General features: G+C 53.6%; 16 protein-coding genes. 4 read left to right on the top strand and 12 right to left on the bottom strand.

Annotation, left to right across the window (positions count from 1 at the left end):
* Position 1: 1 nt before the first annotated feature.
* The 7 genes from MHH78_RS11710 to MHH78_RS11680 form a co-directional block, all read right to left on the bottom strand.
* On the bottom strand, positions 2-2170 hold the full coding sequence (locus MHH78_RS11710) for a GH92 family glycosyl hydrolase (protein ID WP_341167504.1): 2169 nt from the start codon (positions 2168-2170) through the stop codon (positions 2-4).
* A gap of 33 nt (positions 2171-2203) precedes the next feature.
* Complete coding sequence (locus MHH78_RS11705) at positions 2204-3307, bottom strand: glycoside hydrolase family 88 protein (protein ID WP_341167503.1); 1104 nt, start codon at positions 3305-3307, stop codon at positions 2204-2206.
* 86 nt (positions 3308-3393) lie between these two features.
* A complete protein-coding gene (locus MHH78_RS11700; RefSeq protein WP_341167502.1) occupies positions 3394-4974 on the bottom strand; it encodes an ABC transporter substrate-binding protein in 1581 nt (526 codons plus the stop codon).
* Between the two features lie 74 nt (positions 4975-5048).
* Positions 5049-5960, bottom strand: a complete 912-nt coding sequence (locus tag MHH78_RS11695) for a carbohydrate ABC transporter permease (protein WP_341167501.1) — start codon at positions 5958-5960, stop codon at positions 5049-5051.
* Between the two features lie 16 nt (positions 5961-5976).
* Complete coding sequence (locus tag MHH78_RS11690; protein WP_216857130.1) at positions 5977-6912, bottom strand: ABC transporter permease; 936 nt, start codon at positions 6910-6912, stop codon at positions 5977-5979.
* Positions 6913-7000: 88 nt separating this feature from the next.
* Entirely contained in the window at positions 7001-8671 is a 1671-nt protein-coding gene (locus MHH78_RS11685) for a sensor histidine kinase (RefSeq protein WP_341167500.1), read from the bottom strand.
* A 103-nt stretch (positions 8672-8774) separates the two neighbouring features.
* Positions 8775-10142 (bottom strand): response regulator transcription factor, encoded by a 1368-nt coding sequence (locus MHH78_RS11680; RefSeq protein WP_341167499.1) that lies wholly within the window; start codon positions 10140-10142, stop codon positions 8775-8777.
* Positions 10143-10462: 320 nt separating this feature from the next.
* On the opposite strand from MHH78_RS11680, the gene MHH78_RS11675 reads away from it, so the two are divergent.
* A complete protein-coding gene (locus tag MHH78_RS11675) occupies positions 10463-14188 on the top strand; it encodes a glycoside hydrolase family 9 protein (protein ID WP_341167498.1) in 3726 nt (1241 codons plus the stop codon).
* 442 nt (positions 14189-14630) lie between these two features.
* On the top strand, positions 14631-15710 hold the full coding sequence (locus MHH78_RS11670) for an ankyrin repeat domain-containing protein (RefSeq protein WP_341167497.1): 1080 nt from the start codon (positions 14631-14633) through the stop codon (positions 15708-15710).
* 478 nt (positions 15711-16188) lie between these two features.
* Here MHH78_RS11670 and MHH78_RS11665 read toward each other — a convergent pair whose 3' ends face one another.
* From MHH78_RS11665 to MHH78_RS11645, 5 genes are all read right to left on the bottom strand, one after another.
* Positions 16189-18297: a serine hydrolase gene (locus MHH78_RS11665; RefSeq protein ID WP_341167496.1), complete on the bottom strand. Its 2109-nt coding sequence runs from the start codon at positions 18295-18297 to the stop codon at positions 16189-16191.
* Positions 18298-18362: 65 nt separating this feature from the next.
* Positions 18363-19748 (bottom strand): sigma-54 interaction domain-containing protein, encoded by a 1386-nt coding sequence (locus MHH78_RS11660; protein ID WP_341167495.1) that lies wholly within the window; start codon positions 19746-19748, stop codon positions 18363-18365.
* A gap of 110 nt (positions 19749-19858) precedes the next feature.
* Complete coding sequence (locus MHH78_RS11655; protein ID WP_339310744.1) at positions 19859-20812, bottom strand: DUF561 domain-containing protein; 954 nt, start codon at positions 20810-20812, stop codon at positions 19859-19861.
* A gap of 54 nt (positions 20813-20866) precedes the next feature.
* On the bottom strand, positions 20867-22105 hold the full coding sequence (locus tag MHH78_RS11650) for an L-lactate MFS transporter (protein WP_341167494.1): 1239 nt from the start codon (positions 22103-22105) through the stop codon (positions 20867-20869).
* A 55-nt stretch (positions 22106-22160) separates the two neighbouring features.
* On the bottom strand, positions 22161-23744 hold the full coding sequence (locus tag MHH78_RS11645; RefSeq protein WP_341167493.1) for an acyl CoA:acetate/3-ketoacid CoA transferase: 1584 nt from the start codon (positions 23742-23744) through the stop codon (positions 22161-22163).
* A gap of 753 nt (positions 23745-24497) precedes the next feature.
* Between MHH78_RS11645 and MHH78_RS11640 the strand changes: the two genes are divergently transcribed.
* Positions 24498-26123, top strand: coding sequence for a xylulokinase (locus tag MHH78_RS11640; RefSeq protein WP_341167492.1), 1626 nt, complete (start codon positions 24498-24500; stop codon positions 26121-26123).
* Positions 26120-26254 carry a hypothetical protein gene (locus MHH78_RS11635; protein WP_340827477.1) on the top strand — a complete coding sequence of 45 codons (135 nt, stop codon included), beginning with the start codon at positions 26120-26122 and terminating at the stop codon, positions 26252-26254. The genes MHH78_RS11640 and MHH78_RS11635 overlap by 4 nt, the downstream gene beginning before the upstream one ends.
* Positions 26255-26489: the final 235 nt, after the last annotated feature.

The raw sequence follows: 26489 nt of genomic DNA, 5'->3' as shown, positions 1-26489 counted from the left end.
CCTACCTTGACGGTTGTTTATCTGGCTCCCGCTCCGCGAGCGGAGAAGGTGGAATTAGGCTTCCCCACTCCCCGGGTTCAGCACCCAGCTCCAGGAAAAGCGTGCCTCCTCCGGCGATTTCTTGATGGCGGACCCAGGCCCGGTTAAGCGCCTGACCGTTAAGCGAAGCAGACAGAATATACCTTTTACCGGACCCGCTGCCTTCTCCTTGTGTCTCAATCGTCAGAGGAACCGGATTCGCCTGTGCGCCCAGCAGCAGCGTCACCTTATTGAATACCGGGGGAACGAGGAAATAGAGGTCTTGACCCATCAGGGGGTACAAGCCCATAGCAGAACAAATGAAGAAGGCACTCTGGCAGCCCATATCCTCGTTATCCCCTAGTCCAGCACGTTCAGCCTTGAAATAAGTCTCCAGACATTCACGGACCCGGTCCGCAGCACGGTCCGGCCTGCCCGCATAAATATATAAATAAGGAATATGCAGCATAGTTTCTTTGGAGTTATAGAATCCCCCGTCAAAAAAATAGTCCAAATGCCGGATGAATGCTTCCTTCCCCCCATGCCGTTCAACCAGTCCATGAAAATCATGATGGGTGCTGAACGACCATTGCAGACTGGTGCCCTCGTAGAAGTAGGGATCATTCCAGGAATCCGGCAGACAGGATTCAGGGTCAAAGGAACTCACCCATTCCCCGTCCGGCCGCCGGGGCGCGAAAGAGCGCAGATCCTCCCGCCACAGATTCCACAGCTTCTTCGAGCTGTCATAGTATTCCTCAGCGGTCTCCTCCTGCCCAAGCTCCTCAGCCAACCGGCCGATGCACCAGTCCTGATACGCATATTCCATATGACGGGACACACAGTTCTTCTTCACATCCGTGGACAGATACCCCAGAGTATGGTAATCCTTCAGATGACGGCCATAGAGCCAGGTATCCGGTGACGGAACCTCATTATTCTTGCGCATCTGCTTCAGGGCCTTACCATAGTCGATACCCTCCAGCTTCTTCAGCGCCGCTTCACAGAACAGAATATCTGCGGAGCTTCCCCCTTGAATCATTGCGCTATGCCCCATAATCCAGGCGTCCGACAGCCAGCCGGTATGGTCCGCGATATCCAGCAGACAATTCAGGATATCCACCTCAAGCTGCGGGTCGAGCAGTGTAATCAACGAATTGGCATTCCGCACACTGTCCCAGAGCGCGTACAGGTCGGTGTAATGCCGGACCCCTGATTCCCAGGCAAAGTTCTCATCGTCAACTCCGAGGTCACTCGGCATACAGAACAGACGGGTCATCAGGGTATAGAACAGCCGGGTATGCTCTCCGCTCCCCCCTTCCACGGTGGCCCTGCTGAGTTTATCCTCCCAGATGTTATTAGCCGCCTGGCGTATGTCATCGAATCCGGCGGACGCTTCCCGGTCCACACTGGCTCTGGCCTTGCCGGTACTTACATAAGAAATGCCAGTCTTCGCCACCAGGACTCCGCAGTTGCCGAAGCTAAGGGAGGCCTTGCAATTCGGGCCATCCACAGACGCCCCTTGGCGTACTCCGCCCGCATCCATCAGCATATGGCTCTGTATCGGCTGGTCGAAGCGGATATAGAAGTAGACGGAATAAGGGAATTCATGCCCCCAGCCCCCGCGCAGATCGCAGCGCCCTGCCAGCTCATATTCAGACAGAACTTCAATATATCCCCCGGTCGATACTCCGGTGGTCTTGCCAGGTTCATCCCCGCCAACCTGAATCACCGCCCCGGCATCAATCAGCAGGCCCGCCAAATCATCCGCCGGATAGGTGTAACGGTGGACTCCGGTCCGCATCGTGCTGGTCAATTCAGCCTGGATGGCGGCAGGCAGCAGCTTCACGCTGTAATAGCCGGCTTCGGCATGTTCATCCCCCTTGTCAAAGGGGTCCAACTGAAACCGGGGCATTCCGGTATAGGGGGTGAAGCCGACATTACCATAACGCCCGCCGCCCCCGGTTCCGCTGACATGCGTATGACTGAACCGGGTAATCGGCCGCGAGCTGTCGTACCCGTGAGATAACTGCGGCGGCAAGGTATCCGGTCCCAGCCTTACAATGCTGTTCGGCAGATAAGGCCCGCACAGGCAGTTATTCTCCCCGTCCACCCCGATGAACGGATCTACATCATCCACTCTTCTTCTCTCCAACTGTGCTCCTCCTTCCCCATAAGTCCGTTCCCTCTACCAAAAGATTTCATTCTCTCCCTTGAGCTTCAGCAAGGCTTCCAGGAAGAAATAGTCGCCGTAAATGATCGGCACCTCGACTTCGGCACCAGCCGGGAAGCTGCCGGTCCCCTTGGTAATGAGCGCTTCTTCCGCCGGGTCCTCCGGCGCGTAATGGCGGAACAGCGATTCTGTGATGGCACTGCCGAGCTTCCGGTACCGGTCGGCTTCTTCACCCTCCAGCAGATAAGCTATCTCCAGCATTCCGCTGGCCGCGCAGGCAGCAGCCGTGGAATCCTTGGCCCATAGCTGATCGGCAGGTGCGCGGAAATCCCAGGGCGGCACCAGATCCTCCGGCAGCGCAGCAGCGAAGAAATCCGCTGCCGCCTTGGCAGCATTCATGAACCGGATGTCACCCGTATACCGGTATCCGATCGCGAATCCGTAGATCGCCCAGGCCGATCCGCGCGACCAGGCGGAATCCGGACTATACCCTTGTCCGCCCAGCGCTTCGATCCGCTCTCCTGTCTCAGGATCGAACCGGACAATATGATGCACCGATCCGTCCTCGCGGATGAATTCCCGCAGCGCCATTTCCGAATGGGCGACGGCGATGTGACGGTACCGGGGGTCCTGCAGTTCCCTGCTGGCCCAGTACAGCAGTCCAAGATTCATCATGCAGTCGATGATTGCCAGACCTTCACTGCCTTCATGCAGCCAGGCACGGATGAAGTTCCCCTTGAGATTGAACCGGCTGGCCAGATGGCTGGCAGCGATCAGCCCTCTTCTCCTGGACAGCCTGTTCCCGGTGAGCTTGTAATCGGCAACCGCTGACAGACTCCAGAGGAATCCGTTATCGTGATGGAGCTGTTCATATTCCTGAAGAGGCGCGTCTAATTGCTCCTCGCAGCTCTCGGCAATGCGCCGGTATTCCTCATCGCCTGTGGCCCGGTAAGCCAGCCACAGAATGCCCGGCCAGAACCCGTTGGTCCAGCAATCCGGGTCACGCGCATCATATTGTCCGCCGTAAGTGGCATTCGGGAAGGTGGCGCCGATCCGGCTCCGTGTACGGCTTAATTTGTTCTGGGCGTAGTCCCAGGCTTCGTTGATCCAAGTCTCCATAGTTTCTAGGTCTTCCTTTCTCGTATACAAATTAGAGGGCAGGATGCCCGGAAATAACGGACCTCCTGCCATCCTCGCACTGTCAGTTATTGCGCTGCTTTCCAGGCATCAATTTGGGTCTGAAGTTCGGTCTTGACCTTCTCAATACCGGCCTTCTTCAATTTCTCATTGCGTTCCGCAAGCACCTTGGCAGGGTCAGGAATAGCACCCGTGCTGGCGGCCCGGTATTCACCAATGACCGAGGTGAGCTGGGTAATCTCGTTCTTCACCGGAGATTCATCGAAGACGAAGCCCAACAATGGAGAGCGTTTGGCCTCATCATTGAATTGCTTCCAGCTTGTATACAGATCATCCGGCTGGCCCGGCTTCAGATAATTGATCAGCTGATTGCCGACCACCCAGAACAGGGCAGAACTGCCATACCCGGAATCGGCAATCGGCTCGATCCGGTTCTCGCTGATCTTCTTGTAATGGGTGCCTTCGATCCCGTTAACGAACAGGTTCACGGCATAAGGATCAGTATGGAGCGCATTCAAGACCATCATCGCCCGCTCCGGGTCCTTGGAGGTGCGGGAGATGGAGAACATGGACCCGGCGGCAAGGTCAGTCGTCACGATAGGCTCCTCGATCACCTTGGACACAAAATCATATTTATTGTCCGAGGCGATTTTCAGCTCAATATCCGCGCCCGGCTTCCAGACCGCCTGCTGCATCCAGATCTTGCCCTGCTTGCGTAAGTCCCCGATCTCTGTCGTTGTAGTCGCAGCATCGCTGTTGATATAGCCCTTCTCGTAATAGCTGCGGTTCAGCTCATACTCGGCTTTGGCAATGGATGAAATCTCCGGATCAACGACTGACTTAATCTGGATGTTATCTGTATTTGTGTAGTCATAGAGGAATAAAGGAATCTTGTTCGGCGTCGGCCCGATAGCGCGGAAGTTCGAGCGGGTCTCATACATCATCCCTTCGCCCGATTCCTTGAGGAAGTCCAGAATCAGCTCCGGCTCCTTCTCCTTCAGCAGCTTGAACCAGGGTTCAAAGTCCGACATCGTCTTAATGTCGTCAATCGGGATATTGTACTTGTCGATGATATCCTTGCGGTACGTGTAGGCCTTGCCCTGGGTAATCTCTTTGTTGGTCGGAATGCCGTATAATTTGCCTTTGTAGCGCGGAGCCTCCAGATAGATCGGATTAAGGTTTTCTGTGATGCCCTGCCCATACTTCGCCAGCAGATCATCCAGATCTAGAAAAGCTCCCTTGGCCACATTGCCGAAGAAATTCAGCCATGACGCGGTAAACACCAGATCCATCGGCTCACCGGCATTCAGCATCAGCTCCGTCTTCTGCTTGTATTCACTGGAGGCAATCGGCTGAAGATCCACGGTGGCATTGAATTTCTCTTTGAAATATTCACTGAGCTTGGCTTCCACCAGCGCATCATCCCGCTGCGGCGCCCCGAAGTAGATAATCGAGACCTCGTATGGCTTCAGTGCTTCCGCACCCCCGGCAGGCTCCGCACTGCTCGTGCTATTCGTGGCAGCCGCGCCGCTGGAAGCTGCCGGTTCGGCAGAACCCCCGTTATTGCCGCCGGAGCATCCCTGCAAGGATAACGCAAGCACCAGAATAATAGCCGTGAACAGCGGTTTGCGCCCTTTTAACTTTGTCATATGAACCCTCCTGTATGATCATGCTTTTATATAGAACGGCAGGCAGCCTATGCTGATGCCGGTTCCACCGCGCTTTAGCCTTTCACTGCCCCTACCGTCAGCCCTTTGACAAAATACTTCTGAAAGAACGGATACGCAATCAGAATCGGTCCCATCCCGATCACCGCCATCGCCATCTGCAGGGATTCGTTCGGAAGATTCTTCATCATATTGGGATTCTGCGCGGCCAGCTCCACATTATTGCGCAGGTACTGCACATCGTTGAGGACACGCATCATGAGATACTGCAGCGGATATTTGTCCTCGCTGGTGATATACAGCAGTGCATTGAACCAGTCGTTCCAATAGCCGATGGTGCTGAACAAAGCCATGGTCGCCAGGACCGGCAACGAGAGCGGCAGAACGATCCGCAGGAAGATTCTCAGCTCCCCCGCACCGTCAATTCTGGCCGATTCGATCACCGCCGGATGAATGGTCGTCTGGAAGAAGGTCCGCATAATAATGACGTTGAACGGCACAATCAGCATGGGCAGAATCAGCGCCATATACGAATCCTTGATATGCAGCGCCTGCGTATAGATCAGATATCTGCTGACCATTCCTCCATTGAACAACATCGTGAAGAACAAGAAGAAGGTAAATACGTTGCGGAACGGATAATCCGCACGCGAGATGGGATAAGCATACATTGCCATGAGCAGCACACTAAGCGCTGTACCTACAATAGTAATGGTGAAACTCACGCGATATCCCGACACAATCGTCATCCAGTCCTTGAAGATCGACTCATAGGCAATGAACGACCACTTATTCGGAATGAAGCTGTACCCCTGAGTCAGAATGGACTGCCCGTCTGTGAAGGAGACGATAATCACAAGCAGAACAGGCATGAAGCAATGGAGTGAGAGGATCACAAAGGCCAGATTTAAAAGTACATTTGATAATGCGGAGTTTCCGCCGATCGAGCTGCTGGTGTCATTCGCCATGATGATTCTCCTTTGATTAGAATAATGCCTGTTCCCGGTCAATCCGTCTGACCATACTGTTGGTGGCAATGACCATAATGAAGCCCACCACCGATTGGACCAGCGCCGTTGCCGAGGACATCCCGATATCATTGAGCTGCATCAGGGCGCGGTAGACATACGTATCAACGGTATCTGTTACCGGATACAGCGCTCCTGAATTCATCGGCACCTGGAAGAACAGACCGAAGTCGGAGCTGAAGATGCTGCCCATGGACAGAATCGTCATAATAATGATGACCGGCCGTATAAAAGGGAGCGTGATATGCGTAATCTGCTTCCACTTGGAAGCTCCGTCAATCAGCGCCGCCTCGTAATATTCCGGATCAATTCCGGCAATCGCCGCGATATAGATCACTGCGCCGAAGCCTGCATGCTTCCAGGCGTTGACAAACACCAGGATGTAAGGCCAATATTCCTTCTCCGAGTACCAGAAGACCGGATCTTGCCCGAAGGCCTTAAGCACTGTGGCATTAATGAAGCCGTGATCCGGCTGCAGGAAAGCGTATACGAGATAACTCACCACTACCATGGACAGGAAGTGCGGCAGGATGATGAAGCTCTGGTACACCTTCGCCAGCAGCCGCCGCCGGATCTCATTGATCGCTACCGCAATCGATACCGACAGCACCAGATTCATAATCATAAAGGTCAAGCTGTACAGAAGGGTGTTTCTTACAATTCTCCACATGTCCCCCGAGGAGAACAGGAACTGGAAATTATCGAACCCTACCCAGGGACTGCCCCAAATCCCGTCCAGATAATTCACATTCTTGAAGGCAATAAAGATGCCGAACATCGGCAGATAGCTGTGTGCCAGCAGGACAAGCACTGCCGGCAGCAGCATCAGTGTCAGCGCCTTGTACTTCCACATGGCATGGATAAATCTTGAGAATCCGGTGGTTCTACTCATGTCCATTACTCCTTTCATGGACTAATTATAGAACCAACCCTCCACAGCTTCGATGATGGATTCCCGTAAAAATGTGATCTTTTATCACTCAGTTACCGGCAGCTTCGGTCTTCGTCCGGCGCAGCGGCAAGGTAATGATCGCCCGTGTCCACCCCTCCCGGGTTCGCTCATAGGTTAATCCGTAGGCCTCGCCGTAATGGAGCTGGATACGCTGGTGCACGTTGCGGATTCCGTAGCCTCTTGCACTATGCTCTTCCCGCAGGATGGCGGCAAGCTCCTCCAGATCTACCGGCAGATGCCCGTTATCCTCGACGATGAAGCGGAGTGTTCCTTCCGCTTGAACAGCCGATACCCGGATCTCTCCTTCTCCGTCCATCCCGCGTACGCCGTGAAGAATGGCATTCTCGATCAGCGGCTGGATAATGACCTTGGGCGTCTCATAGTCCCTCAAGGTATCCTCAATCTGCCAACAGACCTCAAAGGTACCCGGATAACGTTTGGTTTGCAGCCGGGTATACGCCTGGGCATGCTCCAGTTCTTCCCCGGCCGTAATCATGGTCCGGCCCCGGCTAAGTCCGATGCGCAGCAGCATGGACAAATCCCTGACCATCTCCCCCACCTCGCCGTTTCCGCTATCCAGCGCATACCAGTAGATCGAGTCCAGGGTATTGTACAGATAATGGGGGGTAATCTGGGATTGGAGCATCAGGAGCTCATATTCCTTCTGCTTCAGCTTCATCCCGTAGTTTTCTTCAATCGAATGGTCCAGCCTGCGGGTCATTTTCACAAATGATCCCTGCAGAATGCCGAATTCATCATGCCGGAGTGGCTCCTCGGACAGCGGCAGCTTGATGCCGGGCTCATAAATTTTCATCACAGAGACGAGCTTCACAACCGGTTTGACAACAAGTCTTACCAGATAGAGAACAAACATCAGGACAAAAGCCAGAAAAACCAAGGAGATGAGCACCAGCAGCTTTTGAAACCAGACTTGCTTGCCGGTTATGGATGCCAGCGGGATTTTGTACAGTAACCGGGTGTGGAATCTGGAGCTGTCCGAATACGCATAGAGCCACTCCTCCCCGCCTTCTTGGGCGAAGGTATAGCCGTAAGCGGCGTCCGGTTCGGTGTTCTTGCCGATCTCGGCCGCAGAAATGCTGCCTGACCCGGTGGACATCAGCAGCTCCCCGTTATCATTGAATAAGAAGGCACCGGCCGCAGCAGGCAGCTCCACCGAGACCATATCCCGGGTCAGCATCACCTCAACCTTATGGACGACCAGCAGTCCGATCACCTCGTTATAATTCCGGGGGTTCAGAATACTGCGCATGAAGGAGACCGTTCGCTCGCCCGTAGCTAAGGGAATGACACGCAGCGCCCCTGCCCCGCTGATATCCATCTGCTTGACCATCACGTCCGGTAATCCGCTGTTCACCTGGTCCAGATATTTGAACCCTTTGGTCTTGTGGGACAGATCGAACGGCGTATCTCTGCGCTCAATGTTCTTCATATATATTGCATATTCCGTGCCGCCGGTAGACCAGCTCTCCAGAATATTGTCGGCCTGCTGGATCTCATTCAGGGTATCAATTCCGGTCCAGAAGCTGTACCCCGCCGGATTGCTGAAAAAATGATTATCCAGCAGCGTGATCGTCCGGTCATTGATCGCCGATATGGTTTTGTCCAGGGTCACATGATTCTGTTTCACCAACTGCAGGGTGGTACTGCCGACCTCTTCCTTGATCGTGTGAAGCGCCACATAAGCTGAAATCCAGCCCACCACGATAAAAGGGAGAACGATGCAGAGCAGGAAGGCGAGGATGACCTTATGTTTGAGTTTGAGTTTGAGTTTGAGTTTGAGTTTAGGTTTCAGCTTCAGCCCGGTCCCCTCCTCTGGCCTGTTTGCGGAATTCTGCCGGAGTGAGGCCCAGCACCCGCTTGAACATCCGGCTGAAGTGCTCCGGCGATTCATACCCTACTGCATAGGCAACTTCATACCGCTTCTTATCGGTAGCAATCATAAGGCGCTTGGCCTCCTCCATCCGCAGTGCGGTCACATAGTCCCAGAGGTTGGTTTTCATATCGCGTTTGAAAATATAACCCAGATGGGCCGCGCTGAAATGGACCTCCTCAGAAATATCCTGGATCTTCAGCGCGGGATTCCGGTAATGGTTCTGGATGTAGCTAGTAATCCGTGAGATGACACTCGGGTCTGCGGCCGGGTCCTGCGACTGTTGCTGCGCCGAATCCGTCTGCTGCTGCTCTCTGTTAAGATGCTCCTGCATGACGATGTCGCCATAATAGAACACCTTTTGCCCGGGATGCACACTGCTCCGCCCGGCAGCCGTATCCGCTTCTTCCAGCAGTCCGGGAAGCGTGGAGATCCCCCCGCCAAATGTGCTGAGTCCGATAATCGCCTCCGCATTCAAATGCTGCTTCAGGTTCATGGCGATCATCTGCCCGATCATCTGGATCTGGGAGTGCACTCTAATCTGGGGATCCCCCATATCTTCAGCGGATAACTGGATGATGCTGATGATCGAATGGCCGAAGCCGTTAAAGGTTAGGCCGTCCCATTCGGACAACGTTTCGTTCATAATATTGAGGGCTGCATATTTCAGCAGCTTGCGGTCATGCAGCGTAACCTGCTGGCGGCTAAATCCGGCCTGGCTGTAATCTATACGGATGGTGATCACTCCGAAATAGGGTCCTTGCAGCAGGCCGCCCAATTCGCCGGTGATCTCTTCAATATCCTGCTGCGTCAGATTCCGCTCGGTAACCAGCTCCATCAGCCACTCATCGCGCCGGGAATGATTCTGAATGTGATTGTGCTCCGCCTGCGTGCTTTTCTCCGGAAGCTCCTTCTGGGTTAACGCTTTGCGGACTACCCGCAGCAGTTCCGTCCGCTCCACCGGCTTCACCAGATAATCCTTGGCTCCCAGCCGGAGCGATTTTTTGGCGAAATCAAACTTCTCATGGGCCGAAATGACAATCACCGGAACATTCCACTGCTCCATATAGATATTCTCCATTAATTCAATTCCGCTCATCCGGCCCATCTGGATATCGGTAAGCACCAGATCATAATGGTCCATCCGTAAGTAGTCAATCGCTTCAAAGCCATTGATGGCCGTCTCTACCTCCGTGATGTTCAACTCCGAAGTGAGCAGGAAATTCCGGATCCCCGCACTTACTCTCGGCTCATCATCCACAACGAGAATTTTATACATGATGTCCCCCTCTTTCGATTGCCAATTCATCGCCAGGCAGCTTCAGGTTCTTCTGTGTACCACAGTACACTTGCAATAAATAAGCGTAGATGATCTATTTCCGCTTTTCTGTGATCTATTTCCGCATGTTGTGCCGCCATCTTCTATTCGTCCCCCGTTTCATAGGTATAGCACCTTTACACCCCTAGTATAGATCACATATTTCCTGTAATTCATCATGGATTAGTGATAGTAACTCTTTTATGCTACTTTTGCAAGCGTTTTCATATAAAAGAAAGGAGAGCAGGATTAACGATATTCCATTATGAGGAGGTTCTACGATGTTCATCCGAAGTCCATTCCCCCAGAGATTTCACAAGTTCGTATCTGTAAGCCTCAGTCTGTTGTTAATTCTATGCAGTGTTGCTCTGTCCCCCCGGCCTGCCGCCGCTGCTGTCACTCCCTTGCCGGGTCCCGCTCACCCTCTCCTGTATGATAATTTCGCCGGCGGAGGAGTGTTCAAGCAGAACTGGACCAACTGGTTCAATCAGAGCGGCGGCAGCGGAACCTTCACCAAGACCACACAAGGCACCCGCACCATTGGAAAATTCACGCAAACTCCAAGCTCTTCTTCCTCCTGGGCCAAGTTTCAGCCGATGAACGAGACCTTCGACCTCTCAGGCTACCGTTATATGAATCTGTCGCTGAACAATGCAGGGTATGCCCAGTCCCTCATTCGTGTCGTCATCAGCGACGGGATTACCAATTACAATCTGACCGGAGGTTATGTTCCCGCCACGGCTGCCTGGACCGATCTGCAGTTCGATCTGGATGCCTTGTCGCCCAAGATTCAGAAGAAGAAGGTGAAGCTGGAAATCTGGCTGCGACAAGGCGGCGGGACTTACGGGGAGATGCTGGTCGATGATATTGTGTTCACTACAGCATCCAGCGGGGCCGCTCCCCAGCTAAGTCCGGCAGGAATGACAGCCAATACGGACGGCAGCTACAACCAGAACACCAATTTCAGCTTTGAGGCTACGTATACCGACCCGGATAATGAGCCTCCTTTTGCCGTCCAGGTCATTATTGATGATACAGCCTATGCTATGCGTGAGACGGACCCCGCCGATCAGACTTACACCGACGGCAAAAGCTACAGGTACATGACGAAGCTTCCGGCAGGGTCCCATACCTACTATTTCCGTACTACCGATACGACCTCGGATGAAGTCACTACCAGTGTCCAGACGCTGAGTGTTGTCCAGGCCTCCTCCGTAATTGATATTGCCGTGAGTCAGGCCGGATATAGCGCAGGTGATCTCAAGAATGCCAAGCTCATCTCAGACACCACCGTCACAGATGCCACTTATGAAATACTGGACGGGACTAATGTGGTCTATTCAGGCACCATGACCTATGAGGGTCTGCATTGGAACAAGCATGTCTACTCCATCGGCTTCACACCTGTCACTGACTCAGGGAACCAGTATCGAGTGCGGAGTAATCAGGTGTATTCCTACTCTTTTGAGATCGCTCCGAACCTGTGGGATCAATATAAGGATGAAATGACGGCCTTTTACCGGCTTCAACGGGCCTCCGTAGCGACCAGTGACGCTTATCCGGCAGGCTACAGCAGCGTCGCTCCTTCGGCCAAGCTCTACCATGCCGCAGGTCATCTGGATGATGCCCAGTCTGCGGACGGCCTGACCCATTATGATCTGACGGGAAGCTGGTATGATGCCGGGGATTATGGCAAATATGGCGGCAACCAATGGGTCGGCGCAGAGATTGCCTTGGCTTATACACGGTATGCTGACCAAGACAGCGTGAAGTACGATAACGACAGCAATGGTATCCCGGACCTGGTCGATGAAGCGGTCTTCGGCAGTGAATACCTCATTAAGTTCGCGGATCAGCTCGGCGGGGAAATGTATAACCTGCGGAATAATGCTTCTTTCGTTCATCCCGAGAAATCCACCGACAATGTCTCCGGCACCGCCGATGACCGGAAGCTGACGGACCTGAGTGTCGGCGGCTCCGCTAAGTCCGCAGGCACGCTTGCCGCAACCGCACGGGCCATCCGTACTGCGATTAGCGAAGGTGATATCGCGGCATCCCAGATTGCGGAGCTGACGGATTTCGCCAATCAATGCGAGAACGCGGCGGTTACCTTTTATGAATATGTGGTTGCCCATCCTGACGGTCCCATCGGATCTTACTCCACCAGAGGAGGCATCCCTAATTCCAAGCTGCTGGCAGATGTGGAGCTGTACCTGCTGACCGGCGAAGCCAAGTACAAGAATGCTGCTGCAGCTACCATTAACGCGCTGACTCTGGGAGACATCTCCTCCACGAACTACTGGGATATGAGCCCGATGTCGATGGCTGAATTCTATCCGGTTGCCGATGCTGCAACGCAGTCTCATATTCACAGCCTGCTCAAGGGGCAAGCCGACTTCTTCCTCTCCATGTCCGACGATACCCCGTATGGCGTCCTGAACCAGTTCAAGAACTTCGGGGTGAACGAGCCTCATGCTTCTTATCTGGGGGACCTGCTGCGGTATTACGAATTATTCGGTGACCCGGCAGCACTTCAGGCAGTGGTGAAAGGAATGTACTGGTTGTTCGGAGAGAATCCGTGGAATATCAGCTGGGTATCGGGCATCGGCACCCATCACGTGATGTTCCCGCATACCCGCTACAACGAGGAATCCAATACTGCGGGTGACACCGGGATTATCCTTCCGGGGGCGATGGTCAGCGGACCTAATATGAAGGACCCCAAGAATAAAAGCAGTGTAAGTCCGTGGTATGAGGACCGTTCCCTCTATCTGGATGATACCAATCAGTGGCGGTACAACGAATTCAGTATTAGCATCCAAGCCGGACTGCTCTATACAGTCATGGGATTAAGCGCCACTCCGGGGACAGGTGCAGATCATGCAGCGGTGCCGCCTGCCTTGCCGGTCCTCTCTCCGGTGATTGGGGAATGGGTACGCGGAGAGGTGACTGTTTTTGCCCAGGCGGGGGATGGGCTGAGCGATGTGGAATATGCGGCAACCGGATTGCCTTATCAGCCGATGACTGTCTCCGGGAATGTGTATTCCTCGGTAAGCGGCGCTGTCTACGCTGCGGTCATTGATGAGAGCCAATCCTTGCCTTATACGAACCGGAGAGTCGATGTCCGTGCTAAGGCACCTTCCGGCGGATACACCTACAGCTCCACTCATTACACGGTAGCTCCACCGTTGCCGGACCCTTCCACTCCGCTGTTATATGATGATTTTGGCGGGGCCGGGTTCTGGGGCGGTTCAGCGGCCAACACCACCTGGGTCAACTGGTATAATCAAAATGGCGGCACGGGAACGTTCACCAAGCTTACTGCCGACGGACGCTCTGCGGGCCAATTCGCCCAGACGCCGGCCAGTGTGAATTCTGCGGCCAAGTTCCAGCCTTGGAACGATGTGGTCGATCTGAGCGGCTATCAATATCTGAATATTACGCTGAAGAATCCTGCCTCTCCTGATCTCAGGACCCGGATTGAGCTCAGTGACGGCAAACGAACCTACAATCTGACCGGCGGCTGGATCGAGGTTCCATCCACTTGGAGTGATCTGCAATTCGATCTCAATGCCCTGACACCTGCCATCGACAAAAGAACGCTGAAAATGTCCATCTGGCTGAAGCAGAACACCGTCACTCCGGGTGAGATGCTGATTGATGAGATTAAAGCGACCAATAAGGTCAGCGGAAGCGCGCCGACCTTAACTTCAGGAGGTGTGGATCTTATAGAAGGCACTCCGCAGACCGAGTTCACCTTCAATGTAACCTATACCGACGCGGACAATCAGCCTCCATTCACTTTGGAGCTGATTCTGGACGGCGTTGTCCGCAAAATGCAGCCTCTAAATCCGGGAGACACGAATTATGCAGATGGTAGAATCTATCAATACAAGACCAAGCTGCCCCCGGGCCAACATTCCTATTACTTCCACACCACCGACACCTTCACTGATGCGGTTAGCACCGGGGTGCAGAGTGGTCCTGAGGTTAGTGAAGAGCCGTAAGTTGTAGAGAGGTATGGGATTGGCGGAGAGACACAGGGTTAGCAGGAAGTCGTGGGATTGGCGGGGAAGCGCTGGGTTAGCAGGAAGTCGTGGGATTGGCGGGGAAGCGCTGGGTTAGCAGGAAGTCGTGGGATTAGCGGAGAGGCGCTGGGTTAGCAGGAAGTCGTGGGATTGGCGGGGAAGCGCTGGGTTAGCGGAGAGCTTCAGAGTTAGCAATGAGCCGAAGGAATACCCCGTACTTTAGCTCCAGTGAGAAGAAATTGACGAGTTTGAAGGTGGAATAGAGAAAGGATATACTATAACCATGTACAGCGGTGCAGTCTAATAGCACAGTTACTAGGGTGCATCGCTGTAACATCGGGGCTGTCACAGCTACAACCCGCAGACTGTTGACAGGATGTGGAGGACTGGAGTGATAGCGAATGAACGGAGGGGTTCTACGATGAGTGATGAAGATATCATGTGGCTGACTGTTGACGATCCGCTGGCGAAGTCTGTGGTACAGGCGATTCGTACCGGCGATGTGCCGGGATTGACACAACTGCTGGCCGGTCACCCGGGGCTGGCTACAGCACGGATTGTTGGGACTGAAGCGGGGCGTGCAAGTAATGAAGGCAGCGGGGAGACTGGCGATGCTGAAACTAGCAGCGTGGGCGCTGGCAATGCTGAGACTAGTCATGAAGTCACTGCTAACTCTGAAACTGGCGGCGGGCACATTAGCAACACTGGGGCTAGCAGCGAAGGCCCTGGCAATGCTGAGACTAGTCATGAAGTCACTGCTAACACTGTGACTGGCGGCGGGGACATTAGCAACACTGGGGTTAGCAGCGAAGGCCCTGGCAAAGCTAATAGTGCCGACGCTGGGACTAATAATACTAGCGGCGGCACTGGTCGCGGGATGTCGCGCACGTTGCTGCATATTGCCACCGATTGGCCGGGGCATTATCCCAATAATGCAGCGGTTGTCACTGTGCTCATTGAGGCAGACGCAGAGGTAAATGCGCAGTTCAGCGGTCCGCACAGCGAGACGCCGCTGCACTGGGCAGCGAGCTGCGATGACGTCGAGGTACTGGACCTGCTGCTCGATGCCGGGGCCGACATCGAGGCATCGGGTGCGGTTATCGCTGGCGGGACCCCGCTGGACGATGCCGTGGCGTTCGCACAATGGCGGGCGGCGCAGCGGCTGGTGGAACGCGGTGCGCAGCCTGCACTCTGGCACGCGGCGGCGCTCGGTCTGCTTGATGCGATGGAGGCACACTTCGCCGGACATCCGCTTCCGCGCCGCTACCCATGGGGTGCAAGCTCCGCTTCAGCAGCACCAGAGGAGGTAAATGTCGCGTTCTGGTGCGCCTGCCACGGCGGACAACGCGCCGCCGCCGAATGCCTGTTCGCCCGGGGCGCCGAGTTGAACTGGCCTTCCCCATGGGACGGCCTCACTCCCCTGGACGCCGCCAACCGAAGCCATGCCACTGAACTGGCATCATGGCTTGAGAGCCTGGGTGCCCAGTCCGCCCATCTGTAAGTTATGCTGGGCGCAATCAGGTGCACTAGTGCTCTTCATTTCAGCATATCGCCCGCTTTCAGCGCAATCAGGTGCACTAGTGCTCTTCATTTCAGCATATCGCCCGCTTTCGGCGGAATCAGGTGCACTAGTGCTCCTCATTTACTCATCTCGTCTGCTTTCGGCAGAATCAAGTGCACTAATGCTCCTCATCTACTCTCCTAGCCCACTTTCAGCAAAATCAGGTGCACTAGTGCTCTTCATTTCCTCATACCGCCCTCCTCCACTCTCACCAATGGGATTTATCCCTCTCATTTCCTCATCTACTCATCTAGCCCCATGCCCGCCCTTATACGGAATGGCAGCCCACAATGAACACAGGACCAGCTCAAGGCTGGTCCTGTGTTCATTGTCGCCGGAAGCTTCGACTAGACTGCTTCATAAATCATCATCCCAAAGCTCCGGCACACTATTCATACCTGCTGCAAACCGCAGGTTCTTACTTCCCAGCCTGCTGCGACAGCTTGGCGACGATCTGATCGATCGGGTTCGTGAACAACGCATACAAGATGGCCGCATTCTCCTTCTTGCTCAGCGCGGCTTTGGACTTGTAGTCCATTGCGCCCTTGGCATCCGGCTTGAAGTCTGGTCCATACAGGCCCAGAGCGACCGCCATCTTCACGGCCGGAACGGCCCATTTGTCTGTATTGCCGGATAGCTTCACGTTCTGGAACGCTTTATCCGGATATTGCTTATTGTACATTCTCCAGATCATGACTGCCGCCTCCTGGCGGGAGATGACCCGGTCCGGCTGGAACTCTCCGCTAGCCGTTCCTTCAATCATTCCCAGCTCAACAGCCTGCTGGATGTAAGCGGCATCGGGATGGCCCTGCAGATCCGGGAAGGCCAGCTTCTCAGTAGTGCTTCCTTTGAGCCCGCTGCTCTCCATCATCAGTCGCACATACTGGGCGCGCGTAACGCCTGCCTCAGGCTGGAAGCTCAGCGTGGCATCATTCGTCAGATATCCCAGCGACTGGAGCATCTGCACCGGAGTGGCATAAGGATGGCTCGCGGGAACGTCGGCATAACCAACGCCGTCCGGCCCCTTCTGGGCATAACTGAACGGATTGAGGTAAGGCTCCTTCATATACGCGCTTTGTCCGCCATCCTTCATGGCGAAGCCCGTAAATTTGCCGGTCAGCTCATCCTTGAACAGATTATCGTCTACCTGAATCAACTTACGTGGACCCAGAAAAGCATCATTCATCATTAGCGCACCATTCTGCACGGAGACTGTAGACACCAGACTCTTCATACGGAGATCCGCATAGTAGCCGGTAAATGCCTTCAGTGCATCAGCGCTCATCGGCTTGTAAGCATCCAGCTTCACCGGTGCGGCATATTGCGGGAAGAATGTCTGGATAAAGGCCGGGTAGAACAGCTCACGCAGTGTACTTTGCTGATTATAGCCAATGAACACCCCGGTATTCTGCTCGGGAATAAGAAACATATAAGAGCTGAATCCAATCAAATCACCGGCCTTGGTGATAATCTTGGGGCTGCTGCCGGCTCCGGGAAGCTGTATAGGCGCCTCGAAACCATAGGTAGTATTCGGCAGCAAGGGATGGATAGCAGAACGGTATTCCTCCATCGATTGTACGGTATCTGCCTTAAGGATGCGGTTCGTACCCGCTGCTCCCCCGTTCAGAAAAGCCGTCATGAACCTCCCGACATCATCGCCGGTAGACAACATGCCGCCATGCGGCATCACGGTTGGCGTCACGTTGTAGAGATCAACCTTTTTGCCCGTGGCGTCATAGGCTGTAGCAAGATTGTCCTTCAGCTTGCCTTCCAGCAGGAAGCCGCTTGAATCCATCTTCAGCGGGGCGAAGACATGCTGCTGCATATAATCCTCATAAGGCATGCCGCTGGCCTTCTCCACCACCAGACCGAGCAGCAGCGAAGCGAAGTTGTCATACATGTAGGAAGTGCCCGGCTCACGCACCACCGGAGGCATATGCTTCACCACATATTCCTCAATGGACACCTTGGTGGTGAAATCCTCATTGATGTCTTCCGGCAGCGGGTCTTGAATGCGGAAGCCGGTGGTGTGGGTCAGCAGATCCCCCACAGTTACCGGAACCCCGAAGGGGTTGTCGAAGGCCATCGGACCGGTATAGACTTGAAAATCCGCTTTCAAATCCAGCTTGCCTTGCTCAACGAGCTGCATGGCGGCAGTCGCAGTGAAGGTTTTGGATACCGAGGCCAGACGGAAGACTGTTTTGTCAGGGTCCACCTTACTTTTGGCATCCTTATCCGCGAATCCGAAGCCTTCTTCGATAATCGTCTTCCCATCCTTCACCACCACCACAACCGCACCGGATAGCTGCGCTTTCACCGCATCCGAACTGAAGAATTGCTTGAGGAAGGCCGCAGCATTCTCTGTTGTCAGCGGCTTGGCCGCTGCAATGGCAGCTGCCGGAGCGGTAGAAGCAGGGGGAACGGCGGCGGCCTGAACAGCCGGAGCCGTAAGTGTCAGAACCAGTGCAGCCGAAAGCATGGTCCTCGTCCAAAAGGCAGAGCGGCGGCGCAACAATGATAGTTTCATTCAATTCACTCCATTTCCATAGAATAACACGCACAGTGATAATACGTCTTATCCTGGAAATAGGTTCATTTAAATCGCAGCACCTCTTCCATCTTCTTCAGCTTTCTGTAGATTACCGACCGGTCAACGTTCAAGCGCTTGGCCGCCTCCGTCCCGTTCCCGGCACAATCCTGCAGCACTTTTTTGATATAATGGCCCTCCGCCACAGCAGTGAAATCCTTCAGACTTGCGAGCCGATGCTTATTCTTCTCAATGAAGTGGTCGAGAGAGAACCAGTCGCCAATCTGCTCCTCTTCCTGTATGCTCTGGCCCACATGCTCGGTCACCACCAGCCGCTCGATGTAATTCCTTAATTCTCTAACATTCCCATGCCAGGGCTGGTTCAGCATCTTATCGAATTCTTCGGCACTCAGCACATATTTCTTGCCGTACATCTCATTGAAGCTGGTGATGAAGCTGGAGATTAATCCTACCAGGTCCAGCTTCCGGTTGCGCAGCGGCGGAATATGAATCGGAATCACATTAATCCGGTAATACAGATCTTCGCGGAACAGCCCCTTTTTGACCAGACTCCACAAATCACGATTCGTCGCAGAGATCACCCGGCAATTGACCGGGATATTCGTCAGGCCGCCCACCCGCCGCACTTCATTGTTCTCCAGCACCCGCAGTAGCTTGGCCTGCATCTCCAGCGGCAAATCGGCAATCTCATCGAGGAAAAGCACCCCGCCGTTCGCGATCTCAATCATGCCCGCCTTGACCTCGGTCTGCCCTTCTAGGACGCCCTTCTCGTATCCGAACAGTTCATATTCGAACAAGGCCGGAGCAATCGCGGCACAGTTAATGGCAATGAAGGGCCCCTTCCACTTCTCGCTCTTCAGATGGATATACTTGGCGATCACCTCTTTGCCCGTCCCGGATTCGCCGTAGATCAGCACCTTGCTGTCGTAAGAAGCGATCTGGTTGCAGACCTTGATAATCTGCTTCATCGCCAGACTCTCAGCCACGATGCCCTTCTTCTTCTCTGCCGCCATACCGCCTAACTGCTTATGGATCTGCTGGGCGACAGGCACATTTGCTTCATAATAGTTCTGCTCCTGGCTGAATTCGTTGGAGGTGGTAACGACCAGTTGTACCTCCCCGTCCTTATCCAGAATGGGAATCGCCGACGAGAACACATGGAAGCCTCTGGAGGTATTGACGGTCCTGGAGACCTTCTGCTTGGTCGCAATCGCCTCCATTGTGATGGAATTGTTGTAATAGCCCGCCTTTACCAGATCCTGAACGTTCGCCTTAAGCAGCTCCTCCAGATGGATACCAATGGTTAACGCGGTAAATTCATTGGAGATTAAGATATTCCCGTTCTGATCGGTAACAAATAACGTAGACGGATATTCTTCCACGAGTTCTTCGAAAGCGGGTTTACCTGTATTTTTATTTTTTTTGGTCACCTTCATCAGTCCTATATCATAATATGAACGCTTACATTCCGGCTAGACAAAAAGCCAAACAGCATCATTATTTAAATGATACCACTTGGCTAATGTAGATCAAACTTTAATTAAGCATGAACTACGGTTTCAAAGGTTACTTTGCCCATCTTGTCCATGACTTCCTGCGCCTCAGCGAACATGGTGGTAATCATCTCTTCCACGGTGGTAATCTTGTTGACCATCCCGCAGATCTGTCCGGCCATCACGGACCCGGTATCGGTATCCCCTTCAAATACGGCTCTGCGCAGCGAGCCCAAGCTTAAGCTCTCCAGCTCCTCACGCGATGCCTTCTCATTCTCCATTCTGAGGAATTCGGCAATCATGCTGTTCTTGATGCTTCTTACCGGACCGCCAAGGCTGCGGCCAGTGACGGTTGTGCTGGTATCATCGGCGTTGATAACCGCCAGCTTGAAGTTCTCGTGTGTCGGGCATTCCACAGTCGCGAGGAACCGGGTTCCCACCTGAACACCCTGTGCTCCGAGGGCAAAAGCAGCGGCAATCCCGCGTCCATCGGCAATCCCGCCGGCGCCAATTACCGGAATGGATACCGCACTGGCGACTTGCGGCAGCAGAGCCATGGTTGTAGTCTCACCCACATGTCCGCCCGCTTCGGTTCCCTCGGCTACAATCGCATCCACACCGAGCGCTTCCATTTTCTTGGCGATTTTGACGGAAGGGACTACCGGAATAACGATAATGCCGTTCTCCTTCAGAATTGGCATATAAGGAGCGGGCGTGCCTGCACCTGTAGTTACAATCTTCACGCCTTCTTCAATAATAACCTGGATCAGCTCAGGGATATTGTTCATCATCAGCATCAGGTTGACGGCAAACGGCTTGTCAGTGCTTGCTTTGGCCTTGCGGATCTCGTCACGGAGCCGGTCGGCGGTGAATCCGCCAGAACCGATAATGCCCAGCCCGCCCGCGTTGGACACAGCGCCTACCAGTGGAGACACAGCAATCTGAGCCATACCACCCTGGAAAATCGGATATTTAATTCCTAACAGTTGTGTAATCGACATTATAATTACCTCCATATATTAATTAATGTTGTTTATTTGAACTTCCGGACTTCCTTAAGCCGCCTTAGCCACTTCCGGCCCGGGCTTCTGCTTGTTCTCCATCGCTTTGTAGACGAAGGTTAAGGCGAAGCCGACCAGGGAGATGACCAGCGCGATGTAAAAAGCATTCGTGAAGTTGCCGTCATTGGCTGCTGCTACACTACCGGCAATTCTCGGTCCGAAGAACGCGGCTCCCGAGTAGCCGATGAAGGTGACGCCGTAGTTCACGCCGTAATATTTCATGCCGAATTTCTCACCGACAATGGACGGGAAGATGCCCATCGTTCCGCCGAAGCACAGGCCGATTCCGGCAATGGCGACAGCAAATCCGGCTACAGAAGATGATAGAGCAATCGTAAGCATCATCGCCGAAATGACGAGATAAATCATGAGCAGGCATTTCACGCGGCCGATTCTATCGGACACTGCGCCCCAGAATACACGGCCTAGGCAGTTGCAAAGCGAGTACAAGCTGACATATAGCGCTGCGGCTGCGGCGGTTAAACCGAACATTTTTTGACCGATCACCGAAGCATTCGCGGTTACCATCATACCAGACAGGGCACCGATCAGGAACAGGCAGGCAATCACATAGAATAATGGCTTCTTGATCATTTCATGCCATGGTACATTCACAGAAGCCTTGGCTGCTCCGGTTACCGGAGGGGTCCATCCTTCAGGAGCATAACCGGCCGGGGCAGGTTTGACGAGCAAGCCAAGCCCTAGAATAATCACCAGGAAAGCAACACCGAGTGTAATTAAGGCAGACTGTACACCATTGCTGGTGATCAGCGCATTAGCGATAGGAGCGATAGCGATGGTGCCGCCGCCATATCCGGCTGTAACGATCCCCGCTGCCAGACCTCTTTTATCCGGAAAGAGCTTCACGCTGTTGCCAATGGTCGAGGAATACACGATTCCCTGGCCAATCCCGGTAATGACACCATAGGTGATATACAGCATCCAAGGTGCAGTAGCCAGGCCTGAGAGAATGAACCCAATCCCGAACATCGCACCGCCGATGAAGACCGCCTTCTTGGCCCCCCCTTTATCCACCAGCTTACCGCCTAGGATCATCGGAATCGGGGAAATCGCTGCATTAATGGTAAAAGCAATCATAATATCCGGCATGCTCACGCTGAAAACCTTCGTTAATGGCAGTGCGAAAATACTGAAAGCATAAATGGCGCCTACACAGATATTAATGATCGTTGAGGCAATCAAGATCCTCCAGCGGTTCAACTGTACGTTCATGGTATCATCCCTCTTTTAGTTGGTTTATAAGTTCAGCTTACGGTATTTACATTAACTACACTTCCTGCAGCACCCGGTTCTTATCGGCGATAATCGACTTCAGCATGCCCCAGTTCTCCTGGAACATGGCCGCGTCCATCTCCTTCAGGTCCGGTGAAATGACCGGCTTGAAGTCCATCTGATCCAGAATCTCCGTCTGCAGGTCGATGCCTGGTGCGATTTCGGTTAAGGTCATTTTACCGTTCAGCAGTTCAAAGACGGCGCGTTCCGTAACATACACAACCGGCTGCTGGACCTTGGCGGCATAGGATCCGCTGAAGGTGATCTGCTGTACCTTTGAGATGAATTTCTTGGCTTTGCCCTCTTGAATGATGTGCAGCTTGCCGTTCTCTACCTTAATCTGCAGTCCGCCCGCTGTAAAAGTACCCGCGAACACCAGCTTCTTCGCCGCCTGAGAGATATTGATGAATCCGCCGCAGCCCGCTACCCGTGTGCCGAATTTGCTGACATTGACGTTCCCCGACTCATCCGTCTGGGCCAGGCCAAGGACGGACAGGTCAATACCGCCGCCGTCATAGAAGTCAAACTGTGCATCATGATCTACAATCGCCTCAGAGTTGTACGCATGGCCGAAGTCCTTCAGACCTGCGGGAACTCCGCCGATCGAGCCTGCCTCTGTCGTCAGAATCAGCTGGTCGTCCACGCCCTCTTCAGCGGCAATGTTCGCTACATTCACCGGGATGCCGACTCCAAGATTCAGAATGGTATTCGGCTGAAGCTCTACGGCTGTGCGGCGGGAGATGATTTTGCGCTCATCCAGCGGCAGGATTTCAATCGACTCGACCGGCACTTTGACATGACCGGAGAAGGCCGGATTGTACTGCGTATTCTCGGTCTGGTAATGATTCTCCGGGGTGGACACGACGAGGTAATCTACCAGAATGCCCGGCACCTTCACATCCTTCGGATTCAAGGTGCCGTTCTTGGCCACGGTCTCAACCTGGGCGATCACGATGCCTCCGGAGTTGCGGACCGCCTGGGCGATCGGCAGAACCTCCATGTGCAGGCCTTCTTTTTCCAGCGTCAGATTGCCGTTCTCGTCCGCTACGGTTCCGCGGATCAGGGCGATCTGAATCGGGAAGGTCTTGTAGAACAGCCACTCTTCACCTTCAAGTTCAATCACCTTCACAATGTCCTCCTTGGTGGACGGGGACATCTTGCCGCCCTCCACGCGGGGATCGACGAAGGTCTCCATACCCACCTTGGTAATCACACCCGGACGCTTGGCGGCAATCTCCCGGTAGAGCTGGGTAATCACACCCTGAGGCAGGTTGTAGGCTTCGCATTTATCCTCTTCAATCAGCTTGGCCAACCCGGGGGAAGCGATGGCGATACCGCCAATCCAGCGTTTGATGAGGCCTTCATGTCCCAGGTGGCTCATCCCCTTATCGCGGCGGTTGCCGACTGCGCTGGCATGCATCACGGTCAGATTCTTCGGTTGTCCGGTCTGCACGAAGCGCTCTTCAATGGCGATCCCCATCTCTTCTGCCCAGCAGGATAATCCGAATCCGCTTGCGGCTACGGTATCCCCGTCCTTGATAAGTTCCGCTGCTTTGGCTGCTGAAATTACTTTTGTCATTTCATCTGCTCCTCTTTATGTGAATTATTTCACTACACTTGTTAAAAAAATAATGGCCCTTCTGTGTGTCTCCTAATTGCTGCTATGTGCGTCTCATTTTACTTGTGAAAGTTTTCGCAATGTCATCGTATTACAGAAAAAAGAACCGGTCAATAGCTCCAAAAAGCCTTGAATTCAAGGCTTTTTTCTGTTGTTTTTTTGCGACTGGCTTGTTTGAACTCAAAGCTTGGTCGTCGCTGCGGTGAACATTTGGACTTCCGGCCGCTGCCCGCCACCAGATTTCTTGATTTTTACCGCTAATAGCGGTTTAAATCCGGTGACAGCTGATGCTTCCGATGCTAGCTTTCCTATGGAAAGCTTTCAGGCGGACGCTACCGCTCCTCCAGTTCCAAATTTCCCCTCCGCTTCTTTTTGCTTTTCGTTAATTTCTTTAGTGCTTCATCTGTATTCCCGCGGGGCCTGCGAGTCGCAAAAAAACCACACTTTTTTCTCCAGCCGGGTTGGCTGGGTATGAAATCAAGCGTTCCATGACATATCCTGCCCGGCGGCATCAGACAAAGTGTTGGAGATGAGACTTCAAGACATTTTAGCGCGGCCAAAAAAAATAAAATATTTTTCTTACAGGGGGTGAATTGCAGATTTGCAACAGCGGATTAGGGAAATAACGGTTCAACATGGACAGAAAGGGTTGTGCAAAATCATTCGCATATGTTATATTTTGGACAATTTTAGCTGAAGAGAGGAAGCGTTATCATGGGGTATTCTGTGAAACAAGCAATTGTCAGGGGAGAAACGTCGCTTGGGATTGAGTTCGGGTCTACGCGAATCAAGGCTGTGCTGATCAATCACCATTTTGAAACGATCGCATCCGGCACGTATGAATGGGAGAATCAATTCATTAAGGGGTACTGGACTTACAATCTCAGTGAAGTGGTTCAAGGGCTGCAAGCAGCCTACCAGCAATTACAGCAAGCGGTTCAGCAGACCTATGGCGTCACACTCCAAACCGTCGGCTCCATAGGCTGCTCGGCCATGATGCAGGGGTATATTGCGCTGGATCAGGCGGGAGAGCTGCTCGTTCCCTTCCGTACCTGGCGCAATGCTACTACTGGCGCAGCCGCAGCGGAGCTAAGCAGGACCTTCCAGTTCAAAATTCCCGAGCGCTGGAGTATCGCCCACTTGTATCAGGCTATTGTGAACGGTGAAGAGCATGTAGCCCGGATAGATTATCTTACGACTCTATCGGGTTACATTCACTTACTGCTGACGGGCCGCAGGGCTCTCGGGATCGGAGATGCCTCCGGGATGTTCCCCATCGATGAAGCAACGAAGCAATACAATGAAGCTATGGTGAAGCAGTTCACCAGTCTAATTGCCGGCAGGGGCTACCCATGGAAGCTGCAAGATATCCTGCCTACAGTGTATACGGCCGGTAAGAATGCAGGAAATCTCAGTGAAGCAGGTGCCCGGCTGATCGACCCGTCAGGCCATTTGCAGGCCGGTATTCCGCTATGCCCGCCGGAGGGCGATGCCGGAACAGGCATGGTTGCTACGAATAGTGTGAGGAAACGTACTGGCAATATTTCCGTGGGAACATCGGTCTTTGCCATGTTTGTACTGGAGAAGAATCTAAGTGCGGTCCACCCTGAGATTGATATTGTGAATACACCGGAAGGCAGCCCGGTTGCTATGGTTCTTGCCAATAACTGCTCCAGCGATCTGAATGCCTGGGTCGGCTTGTTCCGTGAATTCTATGAGGCCATGGGGAGAACGCCGGACATGGATCAGTTATTCAGCGTTCTGCTGAATCAGGCAATGGATGCGGATGCGGATGCCGGCGGCTTGCTGAGCTACGGTTACTATTCAGGCGAGAATATCACCGGACTTGCTGAGGGGCGTCCGCTATTCGTCCGTTCGCCGCAGAGCCGCTTCACGCTGGCTAACTTCATGAGGGTGCATCTGTATAGCGCTTTCGCTGCGTTAAGACTCGGAATGGAGATTCTGACCGGGCAGGAACGGGTAACGATTGACCGTATTTCAGCGCACGGCGGGTTGTTCCGCACCCCGCAGATCAGCCAGCGGATCTGTGCGGCTGCACTGAATGTTCCGGTCTCGGTCCTGTCTACAGCCGGTGAGGGCGGCGCATGGGGAATAGCGATTCTGGCTTCTTATATGATACATAAGGAGCCGGATGAGAGTCTGGCGGATTACCTGGCCTCTAAGGTGTTCTGTAACATGGAAGGACAAGAGGTATCGCCTGACCCTACAGATGTGGAAGGCTTTGCCCTCTATATGGAGCGTTACACCGCTGGACTGCCCATTGAGCAGGCGGCGGTAGATCATTTACTGGAGAACCGGAAGAGAGGGGAACTCGGATGAAAATAGATACGGGCAGGCTTACGGTATTACTTACCTCCCTGCTGCTGATAGCCTCCGTCCCTTCGGCTTATGCTAAAGCGCCGGATGCCAAGGCAGGTAAGTACAGAGCCACGGGCAATTACGTCTTGTAGTAGTATAAAAGACAGCCATCCTCCCGTAGCGGGGGATGGCTGTCTTTTATTTATGCCGGGCTTGCGGCATATCAGGGCTGGGGCTGGGGCTGGGCCAGGGCCAGGCCCAGCCCCAGCATCATTTGCATTTGACTCTGCGGGATCTGCCCAGCGGACTGAGAGGCGCTTATTCTGCCCAAAAGCCGCTTTTTACACAGGTTCCGGACTCCAGGACCCTTATTGGTGGTAATACCAC

The organism is Paenibacillus sp. FSL H3-0333 (assembly GCF_038002805.1).
Taxonomy (GTDB): Bacteria; Bacillota; Bacilli; order Paenibacillales; family Paenibacillaceae; genus Paenibacillus_AQ; species Paenibacillus_AQ silagei.
This window is presented reverse-complemented; position numbering and strand designations above follow the sequence as displayed.

Excerpts from the sequence above, each read along its gene's own strand:
- MHH78_RS11705 (WP_341167503.1), bottom strand. The coding sequence starts at position 3,307 with ATGGAGACTTGGATCAACGAAGCCTGGGACTACGCCCAGAACAAATTA.
- MHH78_RS11700 (WP_341167502.1), bottom strand. The coding sequence starts at position 4,974 with ATGACAAAGTTAAAAGGGCGCAAACCGCTGTTCACGGCTATTATTCTG.
- MHH78_RS11695 (WP_341167501.1), bottom strand. The coding sequence starts at position 5,960 with ATGGCGAATGACACCAGCAGCTCGATCGGCGGAAACTCCGCATTATCA.
- MHH78_RS11690 (WP_216857130.1), bottom strand. The coding sequence starts at position 6,912 with ATGAGTAGAACCACCGGATTCTCAAGATTTATCCATGCCATGTGGAAG.
- MHH78_RS11680 (WP_341167499.1), bottom strand. The coding sequence starts at position 10,142 with ATGTATAAAATTCTCGTTGTGGATGATGAGCCGAGAGTAAGTGCGGGG.
- MHH78_RS11675 (WP_341167498.1), top strand. The coding sequence starts at position 10,463 with ATGTTCATCCGAAGTCCATTCCCCCAGAGATTTCACAAGTTCGTATCT.
- MHH78_RS11670 (WP_341167497.1), top strand. The coding sequence starts at position 14,631 with ATGAGTGATGAAGATATCATGTGGCTGACTGTTGACGATCCGCTGGCG.
- MHH78_RS11665 (WP_341167496.1), bottom strand. The coding sequence starts at position 18,297 with ATGAAACTATCATTGTTGCGCCGCCGCTCTGCCTTTTGGACGAGGACC.
- MHH78_RS11655 (WP_339310744.1), bottom strand. The coding sequence starts at position 20,812 with ATGTCGATTACACAACTGTTAGGAATTAAATATCCGATTTTCCAGGGT.
- MHH78_RS11650 (WP_341167494.1), bottom strand. The coding sequence starts at position 22,105 with ATGAACGTACAGTTGAACCGCTGGAGGATCTTGATTGCCTCAACGATC.
- MHH78_RS11645 (WP_341167493.1), bottom strand. The coding sequence starts at position 23,744 with ATGACAAAAGTAATTTCAGCAGCCAAAGCAGCGGAACTTATCAAGGAC.
- MHH78_RS11640 (WP_341167492.1), top strand. The coding sequence starts at position 24,498 with ATGGGGTATTCTGTGAAACAAGCAATTGTCAGGGGAGAAACGTCGCTT.
- MHH78_RS11635 (WP_340827477.1), top strand. The coding sequence starts at position 26,120 with ATGAAAATAGATACGGGCAGGCTTACGGTATTACTTACCTCCCTGCTG.